Annotated in this window: 19 protein-coding genes; 10 read left to right on the forward strand and 9 right to left on the reverse strand. The window is 56.4% G+C overall.

Annotated elements, in window-relative coordinates:
* Positions 1 to 17: 17 nt before the first annotated feature.
* The 4 genes from ACWORE_RS07340 (at position 18) to ACWORE_RS07355 (ending at position 2332) form a co-directional block, all read left to right on the forward strand.
* On the forward strand, positions 18 to 644 hold the full coding sequence (locus ACWORE_RS07340) for a DUF6474 family protein (protein ID WP_455303308.1): 627 nt from the start codon (positions 18 to 20) through the stop codon (positions 642 to 644).
* 519 nt (positions 645 to 1163) lie between these two features.
* Complete coding sequence (locus ACWORE_RS07345; RefSeq protein WP_455303309.1) at positions 1164 to 1532, forward strand: histone-like nucleoid-structuring protein Lsr2; 369 nt, start codon at positions 1164 to 1166, stop codon at positions 1530 to 1532.
* A gap of 146 nt (positions 1533 to 1678) precedes the next feature.
* Positions 1679 to 1918 carry a hypothetical protein gene (locus ACWORE_RS07350; protein WP_455303311.1) on the forward strand — a complete coding sequence of 80 codons (240 nt, stop codon included), beginning with the start codon at positions 1679 to 1681 and terminating at the stop codon, positions 1916 to 1918.
* A gap of 3 nt (positions 1919 to 1921) precedes the next feature.
* The gene (locus ACWORE_RS07355) at positions 1922 to 2332 is read left to right on the forward strand and encodes a DUF2020 domain-containing protein (RefSeq protein ID WP_455303312.1); all 411 of its coding nucleotides are present in this window, start codon (positions 1922 to 1924) and stop codon (positions 2330 to 2332) included.
* Between the two features lie 30 nt (positions 2333 to 2362).
* On the opposite strand, the gene yidC is transcribed toward ACWORE_RS07355, so the two are convergent.
* Positions 2363 to 3706: a membrane protein insertase YidC gene (gene yidC / locus ACWORE_RS07360; RefSeq protein WP_455303314.1), complete on the reverse strand. Its 1344-nt coding sequence runs from the start codon at positions 3704 to 3706 to the stop codon at positions 2363 to 2365.
* Positions 3707 to 3923: 217 nt separating this feature from the next.
* Here yidC and ACWORE_RS07365 point away from each other — a divergent pair, with 217 nt between their 5' ends.
* Together ACWORE_RS07365 and ACWORE_RS07370 are read left to right on the forward strand one after the other, a co-directional pair.
* Positions 3924 to 4568, forward strand: coding sequence for a class E sortase (locus tag ACWORE_RS07365; RefSeq protein WP_455303316.1), 645 nt, complete (start codon positions 3924 to 3926; stop codon positions 4566 to 4568).
* Positions 4569 to 4898, forward strand: a complete 330-nt coding sequence (locus ACWORE_RS07370; protein WP_406605374.1) for a class E sortase — start codon at positions 4569 to 4571, stop codon at positions 4896 to 4898.
* A gap of 235 nt (positions 4899 to 5133) precedes the next feature.
* Here ACWORE_RS07370 and ACWORE_RS07375 read toward each other — a convergent pair whose 3' ends face one another.
* The 3 genes from ACWORE_RS07375 to ACWORE_RS07385 all read right to left on the reverse strand — a co-directional run bounded on the left by ACWORE_RS07375 (position 5134) and on the right by ACWORE_RS07385 (position 8242).
* Positions 5134 to 5754 (reverse strand): TetR/AcrR family transcriptional regulator, encoded by a 621-nt coding sequence (locus tag ACWORE_RS07375; protein ID WP_012730784.1) that lies wholly within the window; start codon positions 5752 to 5754, stop codon positions 5134 to 5136.
* Between the two features lie 185 nt (positions 5755 to 5939).
* Positions 5940 to 6839, reverse strand: coding sequence for a universal stress protein (locus ACWORE_RS07380; RefSeq protein ID WP_455303319.1), 900 nt, complete (start codon positions 6837 to 6839; stop codon positions 5940 to 5942).
* 242 nt (positions 6840 to 7081) lie between these two features.
* The gene (locus tag ACWORE_RS07385) at positions 7082 to 8242 is read right to left on the reverse strand and encodes an LLM class flavin-dependent oxidoreductase (protein ID WP_406605372.1); all 1161 of its coding nucleotides are present in this window, start codon (positions 8240 to 8242) and stop codon (positions 7082 to 7084) included.
* A gap of 184 nt (positions 8243 to 8426) precedes the next feature.
* On the opposite strand from ACWORE_RS07385, the gene ACWORE_RS07390 reads away from it, so the two are divergent.
* From ACWORE_RS07390 to ACWORE_RS07405, 4 genes are read left to right on the forward strand one after another with little or no spacing between them, the layout of a single operon-like run.
* On the forward strand, positions 8427 to 9509 hold the full coding sequence (locus tag ACWORE_RS07390) for a pseudouridine synthase (protein WP_406605371.1): 1083 nt from the start codon (positions 8427 to 8429) through the stop codon (positions 9507 to 9509).
* Positions 9510 to 9561: 52 nt separating this feature from the next.
* Positions 9562 to 11877 (forward strand): hypothetical protein, encoded by a 2316-nt coding sequence (locus ACWORE_RS07395; RefSeq protein ID WP_455303321.1) that lies wholly within the window; start codon positions 9562 to 9564, stop codon positions 11875 to 11877.
* Between the two features lie 8 nt (positions 11878 to 11885).
* Positions 11886 to 12653, forward strand: a complete 768-nt coding sequence (locus ACWORE_RS07400; protein WP_455303323.1) for an ABC transporter ATP-binding protein — start codon at positions 11886 to 11888, stop codon at positions 12651 to 12653.
* On the forward strand, positions 12650 to 15268 hold the full coding sequence (locus tag ACWORE_RS07405) for an ABC transporter permease (protein ID WP_455303324.1): 2619 nt from the start codon (positions 12650 to 12652) through the stop codon (positions 15266 to 15268). The genes ACWORE_RS07400 and ACWORE_RS07405 overlap by 4 nt, the downstream gene beginning before the upstream one ends.
* A 31-nt stretch (positions 15269 to 15299) precedes the next feature.
* Here the strand turns inward: ACWORE_RS07405 and ACWORE_RS07410 are convergent, their stop codons facing one another.
* The 5 genes from ACWORE_RS07410 to ACWORE_RS07430 all read right to left on the reverse strand — a co-directional run.
* The gene (locus ACWORE_RS07410; RefSeq protein WP_455303325.1) at positions 15300 to 17093 is read right to left on the reverse strand and encodes a dipeptide ABC transporter ATP-binding protein; all 1794 of its coding nucleotides are present in this window, start codon (positions 17091 to 17093) and stop codon (positions 15300 to 15302) included.
* On the reverse strand, positions 17090 to 18184 hold the full coding sequence (locus ACWORE_RS07415) for an ABC transporter permease (RefSeq protein ID WP_296136737.1): 1095 nt from the start codon (positions 18182 to 18184) through the stop codon (positions 17090 to 17092). Before ACWORE_RS07415 ends, ACWORE_RS07410 begins: the two co-directional genes overlap by 4 nt.
* Positions 18177 to 19103 (reverse strand): ABC transporter permease, encoded by a 927-nt coding sequence (locus ACWORE_RS07420; protein WP_455303327.1) that lies wholly within the window; start codon positions 19101 to 19103, stop codon positions 18177 to 18179. The genes ACWORE_RS07415 and ACWORE_RS07420 overlap by 8 nt, the downstream gene beginning before the upstream one ends.
* Before the next feature lie 36 nt (positions 19104 to 19139).
* Positions 19140 to 20771 carry a peptide ABC transporter substrate-binding protein gene (locus tag ACWORE_RS07425; protein ID WP_455303328.1) on the reverse strand — a complete coding sequence of 544 codons (1632 nt, stop codon included), beginning with the start codon at positions 20769 to 20771 and terminating at the stop codon, positions 19140 to 19142.
* Between the two features lie 288 nt (positions 20772 to 21059).
* The coding region (locus ACWORE_RS07430; protein WP_455303330.1) for a DUF2871 domain-containing protein at positions 21060 to 21459 on the reverse strand (400 nt) is incomplete at its 5' end.

Raw genomic sequence — 21459 nt, forward strand, 5'->3', positions numbered from 1 at the left:
CTCAACAAGGATGGATCATGGGATTACTAAATCGAGCACGTCAAAAACGTCGCGACCGTAAATTAGCTGAAAAGATCGCGAAGCGTCAGGCGAAGTCCCGCGCTAAGGATGAAAAGAAGCTCAACGCGAAAAAAGAGAAATATCTGAACAAGACCGCCAAAATGGTCATGAAGCAGGATGCGAAGGACCGCAAGGACCAACGCAAGCATGAAAAGGACCTTGCACAGGCCGCTGTGCAGCAAATTCGTGAACGGAGTTTCTCGCCCGCTAAGGCTGCAAAGTGGGCTGGCGCTCTTCGCGTGGCGGCTCCGGTAGTTATCCCCCTGATCTACAGAGCGGTCAATGGAGTTGAAGGCCGAAGCGTAGCGAACAAAGCCAAGAAACTGGGGCTGTCTGCTCAGGACTTGTCTCGATTCCGCGGCGACGGTGCTCCGCTGAAAGCTCGTGTAGAGAATGTGCGAGTTCAGGCGAAGGACGCCCCGTCCGGTTTCGCCAGGGATGTCAACAAGCGGCTCGATCTTCTGCTCAATAACATTGAGAGCGCAGAGAAGATGCCGAAGCAGCAGCGTAACCGTGCGCTATCGAAGGCATCGGCTGAGCTGGATGCCATGCAACCGGAGATCCACCACAAGATCTCGCATTAATCCCCATCACTCATTCCCCCCTCCGCAGGGTCGTCTACCCTGTGGAGGTTTTTCTTTGTGGGCAGGATAGTGGCTGGCGTGGTGGGGCTACTTTTCTATTACAAGCTCTTTGCCTTCCTTATGTTTTGCTGGCAGTTGGATCGGGATTATGCCCAACAGATCAAAACACCCTGTGTAAACGCGTAGTAAAAACTGATTCACAGTGGTGAGAAATCGTCTTAGGAATATCTGTTGCTACGACATTAATAGTGTTCAGGACTGGCTGAGTGCTGTAAAAGAAGCTTTCTAATAAATAGAGAAATTAATGATGTGCACGAGTAGACTTTCGCCGAATATATACGCATAATGGTGTAGCATATGGTGTTATCGACATATGGTTACGACCATTTGATGTCATCCATTTGATGTCATCGTGTCGTACGATGCCGCGTGACAGTGCTCAATCATAGTGTGTGATCGTAGAGTTCACCGCGGCTAACTTCTCTCACCATAAGAAAAGATTGATATAAGGAGATAACAATGGCACGTCGATACGTTCCACAGATTTTTGATGACCTAGACGGGACCGAACTTACCGAGTCCGACGCAACAGAAATCCACTTCAGCGTTGACAGCACTGCATACATGCTGGAGGTTTCGGAAGACAACGCCCGTAAATTCCACGAGGCTTTAGAGCCATTCATTTCCTCCGCAACAAAAGAAAGCGGCCGTGGACGTCGTCGTTCCTCGTACCGCAACAATGTTTCGTCGGAGGCCACCAAGGCTCGCAACCGCGCAATCCGTAAGTGGGCCAATGAGAATGGCTACCACGTTGCGCCTCGTGGCCAGATTAAGAAAGAAATCATCGAGGCTTACGATCGTGCTCACCCGGTGAACAAGGATTCCTAAACCGAAACATTCCGTTTCCGGTTATTAAACCCTGCCCGCGATGGATACCGCACACAGCGGTGTTCATCGCTTTTTTCACGACATATCGATTCCGACATTTCGGTTCCGATAACGCCTGCAACAAATACACGAACCACAATCAACATATGAAACGACACCTAACACGCCACAAGAGCTCCCGCGTGGCCATATCCACCGTTCTTGCCGCCATCACCCCAACATCACTGGCTGCATGCTCCAACGACGGGTCGAGCGGATCGGAATCAGATGGCTCTGCAGCCAGCTCTAACGCCTTAGCCGACGTGGCTGCCGATGGCCTCCCCATCGATGCCCGCCCTTCCTCTGACGCTTCAGACTCGACGCCGTGCCCGTACTTGGCCAACTAGAACATGGCAGACCTCAACGGGCAACGCGTCACCGGAGTGTCCATCGATAAGCGGTTTAATCCCCCAGCCTGCCAATGGCTTTCGTATGGAAATACGCCTCAGGCGCAAACAATCATTCGGACAGCTAAAAATGAACAAGCCGCTATCGATATGATCAGCACCGCTATCACTCATCCGGGAACAACGGATGATGCCGCAACAATTACAAAGAATTCAGACAATTCCGTCAGCGGTGGCGATGTTGAACACACCAACCAACCGACGGGGTGGGAAGGGTATCGCGCTCAAGCGGAGAATGCGGCAGTGTATGCAATCCGCAAGGGCCCAGTGGTGGTTATTGTCCACTCTGATCAAACCCAGACTGTGAAAACCCAAAAGATTGCCGAAACAGTGATCGAGCAATTACATCTCTGATGATATAGCCATTGCTAACAGAATCCCGGCCTAGTCGTGCGGCCCCCAACCCGAATACGACGGGCCACGGCGCTTCGCTGGTTTCTTCGCGGTATGCGCTATTTGTTGTGGCACCATTGCCCCGTGAGTCTGTGCTGCGATGATTTTCTTCCGCTTCTCATCCAACTCTGGGGTTTCTAGTGGCTCTTTCAAAGCGTGCCGACCAGTCCCAATCGCTTTAATTTGAGGTCTGTTCGCACGGGCTGCCACTGCCGCCGCGGCTTGCCGAGCTTGTCTATCGGCCTCACGATCAGCGGCTCTCTTCTCTCTCTTCTCTTGTTTCTTATCCAGCTTCGCCTGTTTCTTCTCCTGTTTATAGGCCTTTTTCTCCCGGTGACCTTCCAACCACAGGGCCGGGATTCGCCAAGGACGTACCAATCCGCTCCCTCGACGGCGCCACTTATTTCGCTTGAGAGTGCGCTTTTTCTCTTTCTTGGCGTGCTTTTCCTTATCATGCTCAGCCTTTGTCCGCGCATAATGCTCACGGAATTCCTGAGTATAGGGAAACCTTTTATCAATTGTTCGATAAAGCAAAATGTTTTGGCTCATCGTCCACAAGTTATTTCCCACCCAGTAAAACAAAATGGCCACAGGAGCCGGACTCGTCAGCCCGAATAACAAAGGGCTGGCACTACCCATAACCGCCATAGAAATGATGATCTTCTGCATCCTCACAGCGATGGGATTGTCATGCTCCAACTGACGATAACTACGGTACGTCGAATACGACATGTTAATCGTCGTAAAAGTCGAGGCGATAAGAACTAACGGGACGGCAAGGGTATATATCGTTGACTTATCCGTACCCATTTCGTGTAAACGCGACGAAGCCATAGCTGCATAGGCCGGCAAGGGGACACCAAAAGCCTTAGCTTGAAGGAATTGCCCCACATCCTGACTGGTTAAGAAACCAATAGGTTGATGCTGCGTGGCTCCGAGACCACCTTTCGGCCGAGCCATATGAATCAATACGCGATATAAACCTAAGAAGAAGGGCAACTGGATAAAGACCGGTAAACACCCAGCACTAAGCCGATAACCTGCGTCTTTTCGCGCCTTCTGTTCCTTGGCTATACGCTCCTTCCGGGCCGCAGTCCCCGGCTTATCTTTGTATTCTTCCCTAATCTGGTTAATGACCGGACGCAGATTCACTTGAATGCGGGTCGACTTATATTGCGCATACGCAAAGGGAAGCAGAACAAGCCGGACCGTCATGACTAACAAAAACAAGGACGCGATCCACGACGAAATCGGATCTGCACCTAAGGCCGTGAGAAGCACATGCCACAGTTTGATCACTCCCGAAACCGGATACGCGAAAAGACTGTAGATCATGCACTACCTCTCAAGTTATCTGCGTGAGGGCCACAACAATTCCTGAACCGCTCCTATTAACTAGTCAGGAACACCACCATAAGACAATAGTGTTCCAACAAGAGAGTTCCTACCTCAAGAGGGATATCAGTTACCTGGGCAGCGGGCGGTACGGAACCCATCCACCTCACACAACGATTTTCGCAGAAGTGCTTCTATCTGCCGTACACTGCCGTCTATGGCTCGCCATAGTAAGGAAACAGTCACGTCTCCGATTTCGCCCGGCGAACTTGCCGCGCAGCAATCCGACCCGGCCGATACTGGCGCTACGCATTCCAGCACCAGCACTACACAGACCAGCGCCGACACTGCACCATCCACACCATCCACGGATAACGCCACGACATCGTCAGGTGGATCGGTATCAGCCGGTACCGGCCGGGGTCAGACCAGCACGGCGTCGAAAATTTTAGGTGTCGGAGGAGAACTCATCCTTACCATCGGCATCGTCATCATGCTGTTTGTGATCTACGAAGCCTACTGGACCAATATCCAGTCCGACCACGAACAGTCACAGGCCAAAAGCCAGCTCGAAGACAAATGGGCCAACGCACGCAACACCCTCAATGCCGACGAGGGCGAAGCCATGGGAAAGCTGCGCATTCCCACATTCGGTTCAGACTGGAACTACGCCATTATCCAGGGTACGTCTGCCAGTGACCTCAGCCGCGGGCCCGGGCACTACACCAGAACTCAAAACCCCGGGGACAAAGGAAACTTCGCACTCGCAGGGCACCGTGTCGGCCGAGGTGCTCCGTTTAATGACTTGGGATACCTCAAAACCTGCGACTCAATCGTCGTCGAAACTCGTGAATCCTGGTAGGTGTATCGCGTTCTTCCTATCGACGAAAAAGGTGCCGACCGTGAAGCCGCCCTGGCACACTGCACATCGCCGGCGGTAGCTAAACAGGCGACGACAGGCGATTATGCCTCCATTCGTGGACGCTACATCACGACCCCGAGCAATATCAGCACGATCGCCCCGGTTCCTGGGAAAGAGGACTCCACCCCTGAGTCCGCTGAGCTGTCCATGATCACGCTGACCACGTGTCACCCGCAGTTCTCCAATGCCGAGCGTATGGTGATTCACGCCGTCCTTGACCGTGTTGAAGCTAAAGATGGATACAAAACACCAGCCGAACTAGAAAGCTAAGGGCCATTGCCCCTGTTAAAAAGTGCTCACTCCACCTCGATGTGAGCACATTAAGGAGAACACCACATGTACGCATGGATTTGGCGGCACCTCCCCGGCCCCACCTGGTTTCGCGCAATCGAGGCACTCGTGCTCATCTCATCGCGGCAGTAGTGCTGATTCTGATGCAGGTTGTGTTCCCTGTGGTCAGTGACTGGATGCCATATAACGACGTGCGCGTATAAGGATGTTGGGTCTAAATGACGTAATTACCGGGTGGCGCAGATAGCAGCTGCCGTGCCAGTTCCCGGGCAATTTGAAGCGGAACGACGTCGCGGCTCATCTTCGCCCCTGCTAGGCCCCCATCCAAGAAAACCATGATCTGTTCCGCAATAGTCCGAGACGCGTAGCCGTACTTCTTGGTCAGCAGCTCCGCCATCGTGTCGCGGCACCACCGACGGTGTTCCAATGCTGCTTGGCGAATTCCCCGTTCCCCATCATTTTCCGGGCGCGGGTATTCGCTCGCCGCATTCTGAAAATGGGACCCCCGATAATTCTTCCCCGGCTCCTCGCTAATACAGATATCGAAAAACGCCAGAATCTTGTCTTGCGGTTTTTCGCGCTGATCAGCGAGTTCATGCCAGCTCGACCGCCATTGTTCGTCAAGCTGCTCTAGACAGGCAATGACTAAGTTATCTTTGGATCCAAACAAAGAATATAAGCTGGCCTTAGCGACGTCGGCCTCGCGGAGAATGCGGTCAATACCGATAACCCGGATTCCCTCGGTAGTGAATAGACGGGTGGCAGCTTTAAGCAATCGCTGACGGGGGCTCGGCCGATCCCGGCGACGACGAGTCGTTGTTTTTGCAGCTGGCACCTCGCCGTCACTCTCCTTGTCTACTGGTGTCGTGGGGCCTAGAGCCCAATGGCCTATGAGTAAGGGCTCTGATGGCATCTACATCCATCAACCGACCAACTTACTACTTAGCGTGTTCCCAAAGCCACACGACACCGCGACTGAGGTAGCAGTCCCACTGTAAGCGCCCAGACGCCGGGTCGCGCCTATACCTTGCTTTCCGGCCGGACGACCATCAGCGGGCACGGGGCTTCTTGCAGCAGCGCGCGTGACGTCGATCCCAACAACATACCGCGGAATCCACCGCGACCATGGGAACCAACAACCAGTAATTGCGCATCCTCGGAAGCGTCGGCAAGTGCCCGAACTGGGCGGTCGCGAGTAATAATCTGCTCGACCTCCACATCGGGGTACTTATCCTTATAACCACTGATCCGCTCAGCGAGCAGCCGCTTTTGATCTTCTTCAATTTCTTCCCATTGCTTCTGGGCCGCATTCAGCCCGGCAAGGGAAGCCTGAACCTGCATATCAATCCACGTGTGAACGGCACGTAGCGGGGCCTTACGGGCACTAGCCTCGGCAAACGCCATTTCGATTGCCTTCTCAGCAACCCCCGTACCGTCAACTCCGACGACGACGGGACCATACTTCGTCGCCGTCGATACGTCGGACTCTTCACGCACAACGATGACGGGGCACTTCGCGTGGCTGACGACAGCGGCTGAAACGGAGCCCATGACCATGCCCGAAAAGCCGCCCAGGCCACGCGACCCCATGACAATCATGGTGACGTCCTGGGAGATATCGAGCAGCATATCGATGGGGTTGCCCTCTTCCACCTGATAGCTGACCTCAACGGACTCGTCGAACTCCGCAATGATCTTGCGTGCGGTATCAATTTTTTCCATGGCCTCTGCTTCGAGGTCATCATAGAGTTCCTGCGGAGGAACCCAGCCTTCCGCGTATAAAAACTGAGGCATCGAGTACGTGCTGACCAGGCGGATCGGTTCCTTCCTCTTCAGCGCGGTATTCGCAGCCCACCGGGCAGCCGTCTGAGAGGCGGCAGAGCCATCAACGGCAACAACAATAACGTTTTGCTTCACCATGACATCCCACTTTCGAGGTCACTCATGCGAGCGTTATTGCCCGCACAATGCGTTGCGCTACTAAGGCGAAACTAGTTTCTGTGCAGTAATGTTGCTGCCGGTGCACCGTTTATCAGAGCCGACGGGCAACACCCTTGCCACCTCTCAGGGTACCCCCATAAGTCGCGGTGGTATAGCCCCAAGGTGCACGATACTACCCCCGAAATGGAGTTGTTTTCAGATATGAGCCGAGAAAGCAGGTGTCAGGACCTCACCGCCTCCCCCAGCATCTCAATCGCCCTCAGCCGATCCTCCACGTCAAAGGCGTAAATAGAGGTAATAACGCCTTGCGCTCCCGTCGCCTGAACAATGCGGGCAATCTTATTCTTCACCTGATCCGGCGTTCCCACGGCGTTTACCTGCAATGCCGCATCCACCTGCTGCCACGCCATCACATTGCCGTCCCTCACATCCTTCGGTGGCCTAAACAGCCCACGAGTCCCCGTCACAATCCCATAAAAGCTCTGCTCATGCGTCGTGAACAGATGGCGAGCTTTCTCCTCGGTCTCTGCCACCATCACATTGACCCCCACAGTGACGTGCGGCTTGCTCAACGACCACCCCGACGCAGCGCCACCCCGAGCAGCATCACTGCCAACGACACCATCGGCGCTTTCACCGTCGGCAGTATTGCCATCGGCGCGATCGCCATAAGCTCCTGCAGCGAAGTTATTGCGATACGTCTCGAGTGCCGTCGACAAGCGGAAAGGAGCAAAATGGCTGGCAAACACGAACGGGAGACCCGCGTGCGCCGCGATCATCGCACCATTTTCCGATGAGCCCAGCATGAAGAACGGCACGTGACTGCGCAATCCCGGGAAGGCATTGACGCGGTGCGCCATCGGACCCATGTAGCGGCGCAGCTCGGCTAGATCGTGCTCAAAATCCGGCACATCCGACTTCCCCCGACGCAAGGCCTGCGCCGTCATCGGGTCGGTGCCTGGGGCTCGTCCCAACCCTAATTCAATCCGGCCCGGGTAGAGAGCGTCTAAGGTGCCAAACTCTTCCGCAACGTGAAGAGGCGCGTGATTAGGCAGCATCACCCCGCCCGCGCCGACCGAAATAGAGTGCGTAGCCGCCACCACTTGCCCAATCATGATCGTGGTTGCCGACGACGCCAACGACTTTGAGTTGTGGTGCTCGGCGAGCCAAAAGCGGTCGTAGCCAGCACGTTCCGCCGCTTGGGCTGAACGGATCGTCGCGTGGAGAGCGTCCGACATTGTCATGCCCTCGCTCACCGGGACAAGGTCAAGAAGACCAAGTTCGATATTGCGGAGGTCGTTGGTGCTGGCATCGGACGGCTGGTCTGATGGTACGTGGCCCGTCGTCACCTGGTCTGATGACGGATTATCTGGGTTAACCATGAACACCCTTCCTACGGTTCTATCTATCGAAGTTCTAGCTATCGAGATTCTTTGTTGTGTTCGCTCTACAACCCATAACAACGGTGACGGCCAATTCCGTCCATGATTCTCACTCCGTGCCGTCAGGCGTGGTCCCGCGAGCCTCACTACTGGCACCCTGCGCGCGCCCTTTATGCTGGTCTGCATGGTTCGTGCTCTTGGAATTCGTGACGGGCTTAATCCTTCACATGCCCGTGTACCGGCAGGTGCAGCGCCGATTACGGCCGATGATTTCCTCGAGCACCTGATTTCCTCTGAGCGGCATCGCCACCCCTCCGACACCGCCGCTGCCCGCGCAGAACGGTTCACCGCCGGGCTCGTTCGCGATGGCCGGGGACGCGTCCTCAACCCCACTGACCTGCTTCAACCACATGACGAAATGTGGTTCTACCGCATGCCTGCCTACGAAACCCCCGTTCCCGGGCATTGCACGCCGGTGTTTTCGTCACCGGGGATCCTCGTCGTCGATAAGCCACCATTTTTAGCGACGATGCCCAGGGGCCGGCACATCACGGAAACAGCCACCGTCCGTCTTCGACGGGCCACCGGCAATGACAACCTCGTTCCAGCCCATCGGCTCGACCGCCAGACCTCTGGACTTCTACTGTTCACTACTCATCCTCGCTATCGCGGGCCATACCAAACGCTGTTCGCGCGTCGGCAAGTCCGGAAAACATACCAGGCTATCGCCCCCTACCACCCTGTTCTCGCGGAAAGCACTGTCCGCGCCGAGATAGAGCATGTCGCCATCGACTCCGGCACTATCAGCCTCGAGGACGACGGCATTCACGTCCACCAACGCATGGAAAAGACACACGGTTTTATCCAGGCGCGGCTGAAACCCGGAAAGCCCAATGCCGAGACCGTCATTTCGTCGATACGCATGTTGACGGACGACGATGAACGCGCACTTCGGGAGCTCTATCACAACTGGTTCGGGGATCCATTGTGTGACACTCGCTATGCCCTCTACACCATGCACCCGCTATCGGGGAAGACCCACCAGCTGCGAATGTGCCTTAACTCCCTGGGAGTGCCCATTGTAGGCGACCAGGTCTATCCGCGGATATTGCCCGAAGCTATCGACGCTCACCAGCATGTTGATGAAGCATGGCACCAGCCCCTATGCCTGCGTTCCACGCAATTGAGCTGGACCGATCCCAACCTCCACCGGCCCATCATCGTGATGGCGCCAGATCTGACTCACACACTGGGGCTGAGTGGATAGCTGCGCCATCATTGGGGGCAACTATGTCCGGCCCAAGTGTTAGTATCCTGGCATGGCCACGAGGGACCCCGAGCAGCATTCATCCGACGCTAAAACCGCCGGGTATGAGGACAAAAACACGCCTGCTACAGATAGTGCGGCACAGTCAGCGAGCGCTCGGTTCTCCGTCATCACTTCATGGATGAGTACGTTGGCCGTCGCTGTGATCTTCGCTATCGGTGGGTGGCAGCGACGGTGGATTAGCGACGACGGACTCATCGTGGTACGCACGGTCCGTAATCTTCTCGCTGGTAATGGTCCTGTTTTTAATGCAGGCGAGCGCGTCGAGGCCAATACATCCGTTGTGTGGCAATACATTATCTACGCAATTGCCGCGGTCTCATCGGCGCGCCTAGAGACCATAGCCATTTACACAGGCCTGTTCTTTTCAGTCCTCGCGGTCGCGATTGCTGCTCTGGGATCGGCTGCTCTTCACCGCTCACCGGGGGCCCTGTTTGTTCCCTGTGGGCTACTGCTCTATATCTTCCTCCCGCCAGCACGTGACTTCGCGACCTCGGGGTTGGAGTGGGGGCTCTCCATCTTCTGGATCGCTGTGCTGTGGTTCCTGATGGTGTACTGGAACAACGCACGCCACGAGGCAACACCAGCGAGCACACCTAGGGGTCATTCTCGGCTCCGTCTTCCTCGCTCGAGTTATGCCCTCGCGTTCTGGGCCGGATTGAGCTGGCTAGTCCGCCCCGAGCTTGCACTCTACGGAGCAGCCACCATCGTCGTACTCCTCGTTATTCATCGACGCTGGACGCTCCTCGCGTGGGCAGTTCCACTTCCCCTTCTCTACGAGATTTTCCGAGCGGGCTATTACGGCCTCTTGGTCCCCAACACTGCGGTTGCGACATCTGCCTCCGGCTCCGACTGGAAACAGGGATGGCGTTATGTCCTCGATTTTGCTAACCCGTATTGGCTGTGGCTCATCATTCCTATTGCGATCATCATCGGTATCGCAGTGCTCCGGGCCGACGGGCGCCGAACTCCGCTCCCCGTGATCATCATGGTGTCCTGCGGGATACTGCACGTGCTCTACGTCATCAGAATCGGTGGCGATTTCATGCACGGACGCATGTGGCTTCTCCCCCTGTTCGCCCTGGTCATGCCCATCGCTGTTATCCCCAGCCGCTTCGCGCGTGCATCATCCGCACGAGCACAACTCCCGACGGTTGACGGGCACTCATGGCAAAGGCATCACGAGCATTCCCGCTCGACGCAGCAGCCACTGGCTGCGTCGGCAATCATCATCATTGCGGGATGCGCGAGTATTGGAATATGGGGAATTATCCGCCTATGCGCTGGTCACCCCTTTACCCAGCCCACGACAGTCGCAGATTTTAAGCACCTCGACATCGTCGATGAACGCGAATTCTGGACTACTTTTACTGGCCACTCAGCCCGTGACCCCCTGACCAGGGCGGAAGACTTTTTGGCCGCCCCCACCATGATCAACTACACGGGCTCGCTCGGAGGGACTATTCCCCACGTGAACGACTCGTCTCACGACGAAGCCCCAGATAAGGGCTTTACTACCGACGGCCCCCGCGTCCAGCCCTTTGCCGCTGTCCCCACCAAACCCTATAAAGACATACGGTTCGTCTGGACCCCCATCCCCAACTTCACCACTCCTGAAGAAAAAGAGGCCTTGGAAAAGCTTGGCAAGAAGTCGTGGACTGTCGATGACGCCACAACCCACTACGACGACGTACTCCGCACAGCCAGTGGACTAGATAACACCCCCGTCACGGTCTCCTACATCAACCTGCGGATGACCAGCATGAATGCGCCGCTCGATGTCCGGGTCGTGGACCCCATGGGGTTGGCAAACCCACTCGCTGCCCGCCAATCGCGACAATCTAACGCGCGTATCGGGCACGACAAATCACTGCCCTTATATTGGCAACTTGCCGACAGCGCTACGCCGGTGGCCGACACTACGTTCTGGGATAGCGAAAAGAAGGTTCACGCAGCACGAATCGCACTCCATGATTCCGACTTTGTCTCATTATTCGAGGCATACCGCTCGCCGATGTCGCCGTCCCGGTTCCTCAAAAACATCGGATTTGCCCTAACCAAGGGGAATTCGCTCACGTTCTCGTCGAAACCCAGTGACTACACGACAAACACCTCCACGGAGGATACACAACCCAATTCCGTCCCCGTCATTCAATGGGGGCACAAGACCAAACTCGATAGCGATAAACGCTTACCCCGCTCCCTACAGCCTGGTTACACCGCGCCGGAGACCACTGTTTTCCCCCACACAGAAAAACCTGAGACCCCCGCCGCCCACACATCTGAAGAAAACCCTACATACCCCTAGGCTTACTCATGTCCTCCACACCAGCCAACGCCAATGCCCCGATTGCCCGGACAGAGGCCATTTCCAAGTACTACGGCAAAGGCGACACCCGCGTCACCGCACTTGGCTCCGTCTCCGTCGAATTCAGAACCGGAGAATTCACCGCCATCATGGGCCCCTCCGGATCCGGAAAATCCACACTCATGCACTGCATGGCCGGGCTCGACTCCGTCAGTGAAGGCTCCACCTTCGTCGGCGACACAGACCTCTCCACCCTCAACGACAAGCAACTCACCCGGCTCCGACGCGACCGCATCGGCTTTGTCTTCCAGTCTTTCAACCTGGTTCCTACACTCACTGCCTCAGAGAACATCACGCTACCCATGGACATCGGTGGCCATCGTGTCGACAAGGAGTGGTTCACGCACATCGTCACCTCATTCGGCCTCACGGAGCGCCTCGATCACAGGCCTTCGGAGCTCTCCGGGGGCCAGCAACAACGCGTCGCCTGCGCCCGGGCAATCATCGGCCGGCCCGACATCATCTTCGGCGACGAACCCACCGGCAACCTCGACTCCAACTCGTCCACCGAGGTCCTCACCACCCTCCGATCCGTCGTCGATGACTACAACCAAACCGTCGTCACCGTCACCCACGACCCCCGCGCAGCGTCCTATGCGGACAGAGTCATCTTCCTCACCGACGGCCACATTGTCGATGAACTCACCGACCCCACCACAGAAGCCATCCTCACCACCATGGCCACCATCGACAACCCGGATAACCAGGCCTCATGAACGCATCCGCCACACCCAACAATCAGCTGCGCCACCATCCCATGTGGACGCTCTCCTTTCGGAACCTCCGCGCGCACAAAGTTCGGCTCGCGCTCACCGTCCTCGCCGTCATTCTCGGCACAGCGTTCGTCTCTGGATCGTTCATCTTCACCGCGACGCTGAACAAAGCGTTCACCGAAATCGTCATCACCATGTACGACGGCGTCGACATCACCCTCAAACCTGGCCGTGCTAACGACTTCGCCCACCAACGCGACGCCATCAACAACATTCCCGGTGTCCGCGCCACCAACGAGATGACCGACATGAACGTGGCCGTCGCCCATGACGACGGCACCATGATCGATACCGGCGGAGCAACGGCACAAATCCTCCCCAACTATCCCGACGGCGAGCAAGCCAACACCGCGTGGTCTATTACCAAAGGACACGCCCCTACCAAGTCAGGGGAAGCCACTCTCAACAGCAACGCAGCTAAGAAAAACAACATTTCCCTCGGTGACCACCTGATCGTCGCCACACCCACCATGCGTACCGACGTCACCGTCGTCGGGTTCTATACGACATCAACGAACTTCGGTGGGTGGGCCGGCGTCGCCATGAATCCCAACCAATTTCGCAAACTCGCCGGCACCGGCATCAGCTCCTACAACGTCGCTATCACACCCGGCGCGGATCAACAGCAGGTTATGACGTCCATCTCCCGCGCTGTACCTGGGAGCACGGTCCAAACCGGCGAGGATGCGTCCAAAGAGATGACGTCGAGTATTTCCAACCAGTTGACCTTCATCAACTACTTCCTTCTGGCGTTCGGGGCTATCGGGCTCATCGTCGGCACGTTCATCATTGCGAATACATTCTCCATGATTGTGGCCCAACGTATCCGTGAATTCTCACTCCTACGTTCCCTGGGTGCCTCGCGAGGACAAATCACACGCTCTGTGCTCATCGAGGCCCTGATTGTCGGGATTGTCGGATCACTCATCGGGATCGCTGCCGGATTCGGGCTCGTTCATCTCCTTGTTGCGGGACTCAGTAAAACAGGTCTTGACATGCCCGATTCCTCGATCCCCCTCACATGGCAATCGATGGTGTGGCCGCTGATTATTGGCATCATTGTCACCCTGGTGAGCGCATGGGCACCTGCCTGGCGGGCAGGTTCCACACGACCGGTCGAATCGATGAACGCCACGACACAATCCGCGCCCTTGCTTCGCCGGACCCTCACTGGGCTCGTCGTTCTTGGTGGGGGAGCAGCCCTCGCGTGGTGGGGAAGCTATGCCGACGACTTCACGGCACGGAACCGCATGATCCTCCTCGGCATCGGGGCCGTGGCCATCATCGTTGGTACCATCGCAGTTTCCGCCGCATTGTCTCTCCCGCTCGTCAGTGGGATAGGGCGTGTCCTTGGACTGCCCTGGCGGTCCGTCGGCAAACTTGCGGCCACCAACTCCTCGAGAAACCCCCGACGAACTGTTACTACTGCGTTCGCTCTCACCCTCGGGCTCGCCCTCGTGAGTTCCGTCGGCATGATCGGTGCCTCCATGAAAAGTACCGTGTCGGACCTTGTTGACAATGAAATCACCGCGGACCTCGTCGCAACGCCGCCCGGCGCGACAACGGGAAGCCCATTTTCTCTCCCCGGCGGTGTGAATAAGGACATTGCATCTGTCGATGGTGTCACGGGGGTTGCCCCCTTCTACACTCTGGCCCACGCCACGCTACGAGGGGACGACAAGAACCGTGGATATGTGATCTTCACACCCAACAATCCGCACAATTACTTCGATCTCAACATGAAAGAAGGTAGCGAGGACCTCTCCCGCGGCGGAACTGTTATTCACGCCAGTTTTGCTAAGAAGCACGACCTCCACGTGGGCGATACCGTCGACATAGACGCACTCACGGCCGCCAGCGCGGTTCCCACTGGCGGGCTTATATCCGAAGGTGGAGCGCCCGCCGACGCACGCACCACCTCTACTGTCATCGGGATCATGGACAGCAAACTCTTCCCCACCGCACTGGTGTCACAGGTGGATATCGACAAGATCAGTCCTGATAAACACACGTGGCGAAGCCTCATGACCACGATCCGCACCGACCACACCGTCGATGACGTCACCATGCAGAAGAGGATCAAAGACAAGGTCAAGCACTACGTCATTGTCCAAGTGCAAACACGGGACGAATTCAAGGGCCAACAAGCACAACTCGTTAACCAACTTTTGTCCATACTCTATGGTTTGCTGGCTCTATCGGTGGTGATCGCAATTGTTGGGATTATCAACACGCTCGCGCTCAGTATTGTTGAACGTCATCAAGAAATCGGGATGCTTCGTGCCGTGGGCATGGTGCGCGGGCAAGTACGCCGCATGATCACCCTCGAAAGTATCCAATTGTCCCTCTATGGTGCGATTATTGGGGTCATAATCGGGCTCTACATCGGGTGGATGTTCATGAACGTCATGAAAGCACAAGGCATTATGCGCACTGTCATTCCATGGGAACAGATCATCGCAATGCTCATCGCATCCGCCGTCGTTGGCATCATCGCTGCGGTCTGGCCTGGCATACGAGCATCGCGTATTAGTCCACTCGACGCCATCGCCGATTAAATGCGGGGCGGGGCTGTGAAACCTACACCCGCTACGCACCGCCCAGGTCGATGCTCCCACCTGGGATTGAATCAATCAGGTTACGCGTGTACTCCTCGCGCGGATGGTCGAACAGCTCATCCGTTGCTCCACGCTCCACCAAACGCCCCTGACGCATCACCAGCACGTCGTCGGCAATCTGCTTCACCACCGCAAGATCATGGGTGATGAACAAATAGCTCAGTCCCATCTCCGCCTGCAGCTCATTCAAAAGGCTCAGGATCTGCGACTGCACCAGCACGTCCAAAGCAGACACCGCCTCATCGCAAATGACGACATCGGGGTCCAAGGCCAGTGCGCGCGCAATTGCAACGCGCTGCCGCTGACCCCCGGATAGCTCCGACGGGAACCTGTGCATCATTGCGGCCGGCATAGCCACGCGGTCCAACAACTCGCGAACCTTCTTTTCGCGGCTCGCTCGATTCCCAATGTTGTGAATCTTCAGCGGTTCCGCGATGGTGTTGAACACCGAGTACATCGGGTCGATCGACCCAAACGGGTTTTGGAAAATAGGCTGCACCCTCCGTCGGAAAGCAAGCTCTTGCTTTCGGTTCAAAGCGGTGACATCGCGCCCATTAAACGTGACCGAACCCCGGGTCGGCTGCAGCAGGCCGAGGATCATCTTCGCCACGGTGGACTTGCCTGAACCAGACTCCCCCACCAGGGCCGTTGTGGTCCCGCGTCGGATGTAGAAATTCACATCTGCGGCAGCCGTGAACATGCTCTTCTTCCACGGCGGGCCACCCGGGATCGGAAAATCCTTCCCCAGGTCATGGACTTCAATAATGTGCTCGACGTCGCCATCCTGCGCCGCGTGCGGCCCCGTGGTGCGCTCGAGGGCCCTCTCTTCGGCCTCGTGGGCCACTTTTTCACGTTGTTCAATGACGTCATGACGTCGCGCCCGCAGCGAGGGAGCCGCCCCCACCAGCTTTTGCGTGTAGGGGTGCCGAGGATCTTGAAGAATCTCCAGCGCAGAACCCGATTCCACAACGCGCCCCTGACTCATCACGACGATCCGATCCGCGCGCTCGGCCGCCAAACCAAGGTCGTGAGTGATCAGCATCACCGCTGTTCCCAGTTCGTGGGTCAATGAATCCAGGTGGTCCAAGATGTGCCGCTGGACGGTGACGTCCAGTGCCGACGTCGGTTCGTCGGCAATAAGTAGTTTCGGTCGCGCCGCCAAACCGATCGCGATCAACGCGCGCTGGCGCATGCCGCCCGAATACTCGTGCGGGTAGTGGTTCACGCGCTTATCGGCGTCGGGCAGCCCGGCCTCCGAGAGCAGCTCGACAGCCCGCTTGTGGGCCGCGGACCCCGTCGCGACGTTGTTGGCCTTCAAGGCCTCCTTAACTTGAAAACCTACTTTCCAGACGGGGTTCAAGTTCGACATGGGATCTTGCGGGACCAGGCCGATGTCCGCACCGCGAAGAGCCGCGAGCTCCTTGGGCGACGTGTGCGTGATATCCCGGCCGTCGAACGTGATGGTGCCGCCGGTCACATGGCCCCCACCAGGGAGCAAACCGATGATCGAATGCGCCGTCGTGGATTTACCCGAACCAGATTCACCGACGATCGCGACAGTCTCCCCCGGGTAAATGTCGAGGTTCACCCCAAACACCGTCGGTACCGGCCGCTTCTTCCCGCCGAAGGCGATATCAACGTCGCGCATCTGCAACAGCGGGCGGGTATCGTCGCTGGAATTTTGCGTGCCAACGCTGTGCTTCGGTTTATTCGTGGATTGCGTCTCCGCGGAGTGTCGGTTCGCAGAATGTGGGATCGATGTCATGAGGCCGTACGCTCCTTCGGGTCGAGGGCATCCTTTAACGCATCCCCCAGCATGATGAAGCCCAGCACTGTGATGGCCAGGGCACCCGCGGGGTAGAACAGCGTCGACGGCGCTGCTCGGAGGGTGTTTTGCGCCGTGGAGATGTCATTCCCCCACGACACCGTTTGTGGTGGTAATCCAATGCCCAGGTAGGACAGCGTTGCTTCCGCCACGATGTAGATGCCCAGCGACGTCGTTGCCATAACGATGATGGGCGCGAGGCAGTTAGGAATGATGTGGCGCAGCAGAATCTTCCACTGCGAGAGACCAAGCGCACGCGACGCCATGACATAATCGTTGTTTTTCACCGTCATGACCGCACCACGCACAATGCGCGCCATCTGCGGCCAGCCGAATGCGGACAGCACCAGGATGACAGTCAGCGTATTGCGCTCGCTGAACAGTTGCATCAGAACGATGCCCGCAAGGATCAGCGGTATCGCGAAGAAAATATCGGTCAGGCGGGACAGCACCGCGTCCAGCCAGCCACCGACATAGCCGGCCACCGAGCCGATGATCGTCCCCAGAATCGTGATGACGATTGTGACGGACACGCCGGTCACGACCGAGGCGCGCGCTCCGTACAGAGTGCGGGAGTACACGTCGTAACCCTGTCGAGTGAAACCAAAGGGGTGCGAGGCTTCCGGCCCCTCCAGCGATTTACTCAGTTCAGCAGTTTTCGGGTCCGTCGATGTGAACAGTCCCGGGAAGAACGTAACCAGCAGCACCGCCAGAATAATCACCATTGATACCCAGAACAGGGGCCGACGCCGTAACCGCTGCCAGGCTTCTGCCCACGTGCTCAGCGGTTTTTTGTCCGCCAGGAGATCGTCACGCGATGGTTCATCCGCGGCCACCGTTTCAGCGACCCACCGTTCCGTTCGCGACGACGTAACCAGTCCGGCACCGTGGCCCTCGTGTCTCTCATGGCGTCCCGCCGCCGGGGAATGAGTTTCCGCTGCCAATGAATTCCCTCCGTGAGTCGTCGGCAATTCTGCTGATGTTTCTCCTGCTGATGACCTGTGGGCGGGTGTGTGTGATGGATTAGGCATAGCGGATCCTCGGGTCAAGAAGTGCGTAGAGCAGGTCAATAAGGAGATTCGATACGACGAAGATAATGACTAAGACCGTGACGACGGACACGACGGTCGGCGCTTCGCCCAACATCACAGCGTGATAGACCAGACCACCCACGCCGTTGATGTTGAAGATGCCTTCGGTGACGATCGCCCCGCCCATGAGCGCTGCGAGGTCAGCGCCGATGAACGTCACAACGGGGATCATGGAGTTCCGCAACACGTGGTGGAGGATGACCTGTGGTTTGCTCATTCCTCGGGCATATGCAGTACGCACAAAGTCCCGGCCCAGCGCTTCAGCCACTTCTGATCGGGTCAACCGCAATACGTAGGCGAAGGACACTAGCCCCAGCACAAAGGCAGGCATGAGGAGGTGTTTAAAGTCGCCCTGCGCACCGACGGTGGCTGGCAAGATCCCCCACTTAATTCCGAAGAGGAACTGGGCGACGAAGCCGATGACGAAGATCGGCACCGCGATAATGAAAAGAGAGATGACGAGGGCGGTGGAGTCGAAGAGCCCACCTTTCTTCAACCCGGCGAGAACACCGAAACCAATACCGAATACGGTTTCAATAACGATGGCCATCAGAGCCAGCCGAATCGTGACGGGGAACGCATTTCCCAGAACGGTGCCGACGCTTTGTCCGGAGAACGTTTGCCCCAGGTCACCGGTAAAAATCCCCTTGAGGTACAGGAGATATTGGACGATAAATGGCTGGTCTAAGTGATATTGCGAGCTGATGGAGTGGATAATCTCCGGGCTCAGGGGTTTATCCCCGGCTAGTGCAGCGACGGGGTCGCCGGGGGTGAGGAACACCATGGCGTAGATGAGGAATGTTGCGCCGAGAAAGACGGGCACCATCTGTAATAATCGTTTTCCGATATACCAAAGCATGAGGGGTCCTTATCGTGGGGGAGCCTTATCGATGGGTCAGCTCTTCGTGATGTCGGTGAAGATGGGGACGCCTTTCCAGTCGTAATTCACGTTCGACAGCGAGGTAGTCCACGCGGCAGAGGCGGTGTAGTAGAACAACGGGATTTCGGGGAGCTCCCGCATGAGAATCGCCTGCGCCTTCGCGTAGATTTCCTGCGCTTTCTTCTGGTCGCTTTCCTGCGACGCGTCTTTCAGGAGGTTGTCGAATTCCGCGTTGGTGTATTTACCGTCATTCGATGCTCCATTCGTCGCGAATTGGGGTTGGAGGAAATTCGCTTGTGAAGGGAAGTCTGCCTGCCAGCCGCTTCGGAAAGCGGTATGAATCGACCCACTCGATACTTCGTTTCGGAGTGCTTTGAAGTTGGGGTACGCCTTACCCATGGCGTCGATCCTCAAAACGTTGTGAATACTGTTCGATACGGCTTCGACCCATTCCTTATGGCCGCCGTCCGAGTTGTACGCGATCTCCAGTTTCCCGCTGTACGGTTTGATCTCGTCGGCCTTCTTCCACAGCTCTTTGGCCTTGTCTGGGTTATAGTCCAGGACATCGCTGCCTTCGACATTGGGCACGTCGCCGAGTGTCGTCGCCGTAAAGTCCTTCGCTGGCACGCGCGTACCGTTCATGATTTTGTCGGAAATTTGTTTCCGGTTAATCGCCATAGAGATCGCTTGCCGACGTAAATGCCCTTCTTCATCGTTGCCGAAATGATCGAGCCATTGCGGAATGACGAAGCCACCGTTGGAAGCGATCGGCTTCACCAGGTGCGTGGACGGGAAGTCATCTTTGAAGGTCTGCATCGCCGTCGGCGGAACGGTCTGACCGATGATGTCAAGGTTGCTTGCCTGCAGATCGGTGTACGCCGTATCAAGGTTTTCGTACAGCTTAAAGGTGACACCGCCGTTTTTCGGTTTGTCGTCACCAGCGTATTTGTCGTTCTTTACTGTTCGGATCGAACTGTTGTGAGTCCACGCATTCTGGCCATCTAACTTATAGGGACCATTGCCGACGGGGTGCTCACCAAAGCTCTTCGGATCATCGAAGAACGACTGCGGGAGCGGGAAGAACGGCGTCGCGCCGAGGCTGATGGGGAATTGGGAGTCCGGATCGGAGAGCGTAATCGTGAATTCTTTATCATTCACTTTCTGCAGCCCGGACAGCTTTTCGACGCTACTGCTGGGGTCTTTGACGTCCTCAAATCCTTTGATATTTGAGAAGAAGTCTTGCTGTTTTTGGGCGTTTTTACCGGCTGCTCCGTAATTCCAGGCGTCGATGAATGAATCTGCGATGACGGGTGTTCCGTCGGTGAATGTCCACCCGTCTTTGAGCCGGACGGTGAATTCTGTGCTGTCTGGATTAGAGTTGATGGAATCAGCGACTTGGTTATGGGACCTACCATTTTCGTCATAGGACACAAGGCCGCGATACAGAAGTTCCAGTACCTGGGAACCATTTGATTCGTTGGTATTTGTGGGTATGAGTCCGTTATGGGGTTCCGAAGCTGCGGTCCGGACGATGTTGGGATCGCCCGCCCCGTCGAGAGTGGCCCCACCCCCATCACCGCAGGCAACGAGGCCGGTTGCGGATAACGCCAGAGTTGCGATAGCTGCAGCCACTGAACGTAGACGCATAATGAGGGCTCCTTTAAACAGCACAGCTAAAGCCGCTTTTAAGTTAGGCGCGGGCCCTTCGAGGGCGGGATAGCTTAAGCGCGGCAATGTGGGTTTTGGTAAAAGACTTTAATAAACGACGCTGGTGGACGATAGTGCGTAATTACGCAATTTAGATTACGTCGGTTTCCCGTTATTACCTATCTCCTTGGAAAGATTTAACGTCCAGGAAACTTTCCATTACACCCGAATGGTTGACCCATCCGATGATTAGCGCCTGCGGATAATCGTGTTCAAAAAACGACGCAACTATTGAGATACGTTATTTTTCCTCTGCCACCTTTTGACATATTTATTCAAGATGACGAAGAAGAGGACGAACCCAACGGTGATAATAATGTGACCCATACCTGCGAAGATGGCCAATGATTCCGGAAAGTCTTGACCGAGGACCTGACGAATGCCGTGAAACACGAGAAATCCGACGGTCCAAGCTGCACCAGCGTTGTAAATCCAAAAGAATGTGGTGAAGCGCCGATCTTTGTCGATTCGGAGTATGAGGGCAAAGACAAGGAACAGGAGGTTCATTGTCATACCGAGAATAAGCGAGTGGGTGTGCACCACAGATAGTTGAGTGGTGCCTTCGAAATCGTGGGCTCTGGTGAATTCGCGATAAAAGACCCCGGCGATGAGCCCGATGGCCAACCAA

This window comes from Corynebacterium sp. c7Ub_26, from assembly GCF_053760365.1.

Excerpts from the sequence above, each read along its gene's own strand:
- ACWORE_RS07340 (WP_455303308.1), top strand. The coding sequence starts at position 18 with ATGGGATTACTAAATCGAGCACGTCAAAAACGTCGCGACCGTAAATTA.
- yidC (WP_455303314.1), bottom strand. The coding sequence starts at position 3,706 with ATGATCTACAGTCTTTTCGCGTATCCGGTTTCGGGAGTGATCAAACTG.
- ACWORE_RS07385 (WP_406605372.1), bottom strand. The coding sequence starts at position 8,242 with ATGGTTAACCCAGATAATCCGTCATCAGACCAGGTGACGACGGGCCAC.
- ACWORE_RS07350 (WP_455303311.1), top strand. The coding sequence starts at position 1,679 with ATGAAACGACACCTAACACGCCACAAGAGCTCCCGCGTGGCCATATCC.
- ACWORE_RS07345 (WP_455303309.1), top strand. The coding sequence starts at position 1,164 with ATGGCACGTCGATACGTTCCACAGATTTTTGATGACCTAGACGGGACC.
- ACWORE_RS07410 (WP_455303325.1), bottom strand. The coding sequence starts at position 17,093 with ATGACATCGATCCCACATTCTGCGAACCGACACTCCGCGGAGACGCAA.
- ACWORE_RS07390 (WP_406605371.1), top strand. The coding sequence starts at position 8,427 with ATGGTTCGTGCTCTTGGAATTCGTGACGGGCTTAATCCTTCACATGCC.
- ACWORE_RS07405 (WP_455303324.1), top strand. The coding sequence starts at position 12,650 with ATGAACGCATCCGCCACACCCAACAATCAGCTGCGCCACCATCCCATG.
- ACWORE_RS07425 (WP_455303328.1), bottom strand. The coding sequence starts at position 20,771 with ATGCGTCTACGTTCAGTGGCTGCAGCTATCGCAACTCTGGCGTTATCC.
- ACWORE_RS07395 (WP_455303321.1), top strand. The coding sequence starts at position 9,562 with ATGGCCACGAGGGACCCCGAGCAGCATTCATCCGACGCTAAAACCGCC.
- ACWORE_RS07380 (WP_455303319.1), bottom strand. The coding sequence starts at position 6,839 with ATGGTGAAGCAAAACGTTATTGTTGTTGCCGTTGATGGCTCTGCCGCC.
- ACWORE_RS07365 (WP_455303316.1), top strand. The coding sequence starts at position 3,924 with ATGGCTCGCCATAGTAAGGAAACAGTCACGTCTCCGATTTCGCCCGGC.
- ACWORE_RS07400 (WP_455303323.1), top strand. The coding sequence starts at position 11,886 with ATGTCCTCCACACCAGCCAACGCCAATGCCCCGATTGCCCGGACAGAG.
- ACWORE_RS07420 (WP_455303327.1), bottom strand. The coding sequence starts at position 19,103 with ATGCTTTGGTATATCGGAAAACGATTATTACAGATGGTGCCCGTCTTT.
- ACWORE_RS07355 (WP_455303312.1), top strand. The coding sequence starts at position 1,922 with ATGGCAGACCTCAACGGGCAACGCGTCACCGGAGTGTCCATCGATAAG.
- ACWORE_RS07415 (WP_296136737.1), bottom strand. The coding sequence starts at position 18,184 with ATGCCTAATCCATCACACACACCCGCCCACAGGTCATCAGCAGGAGAA.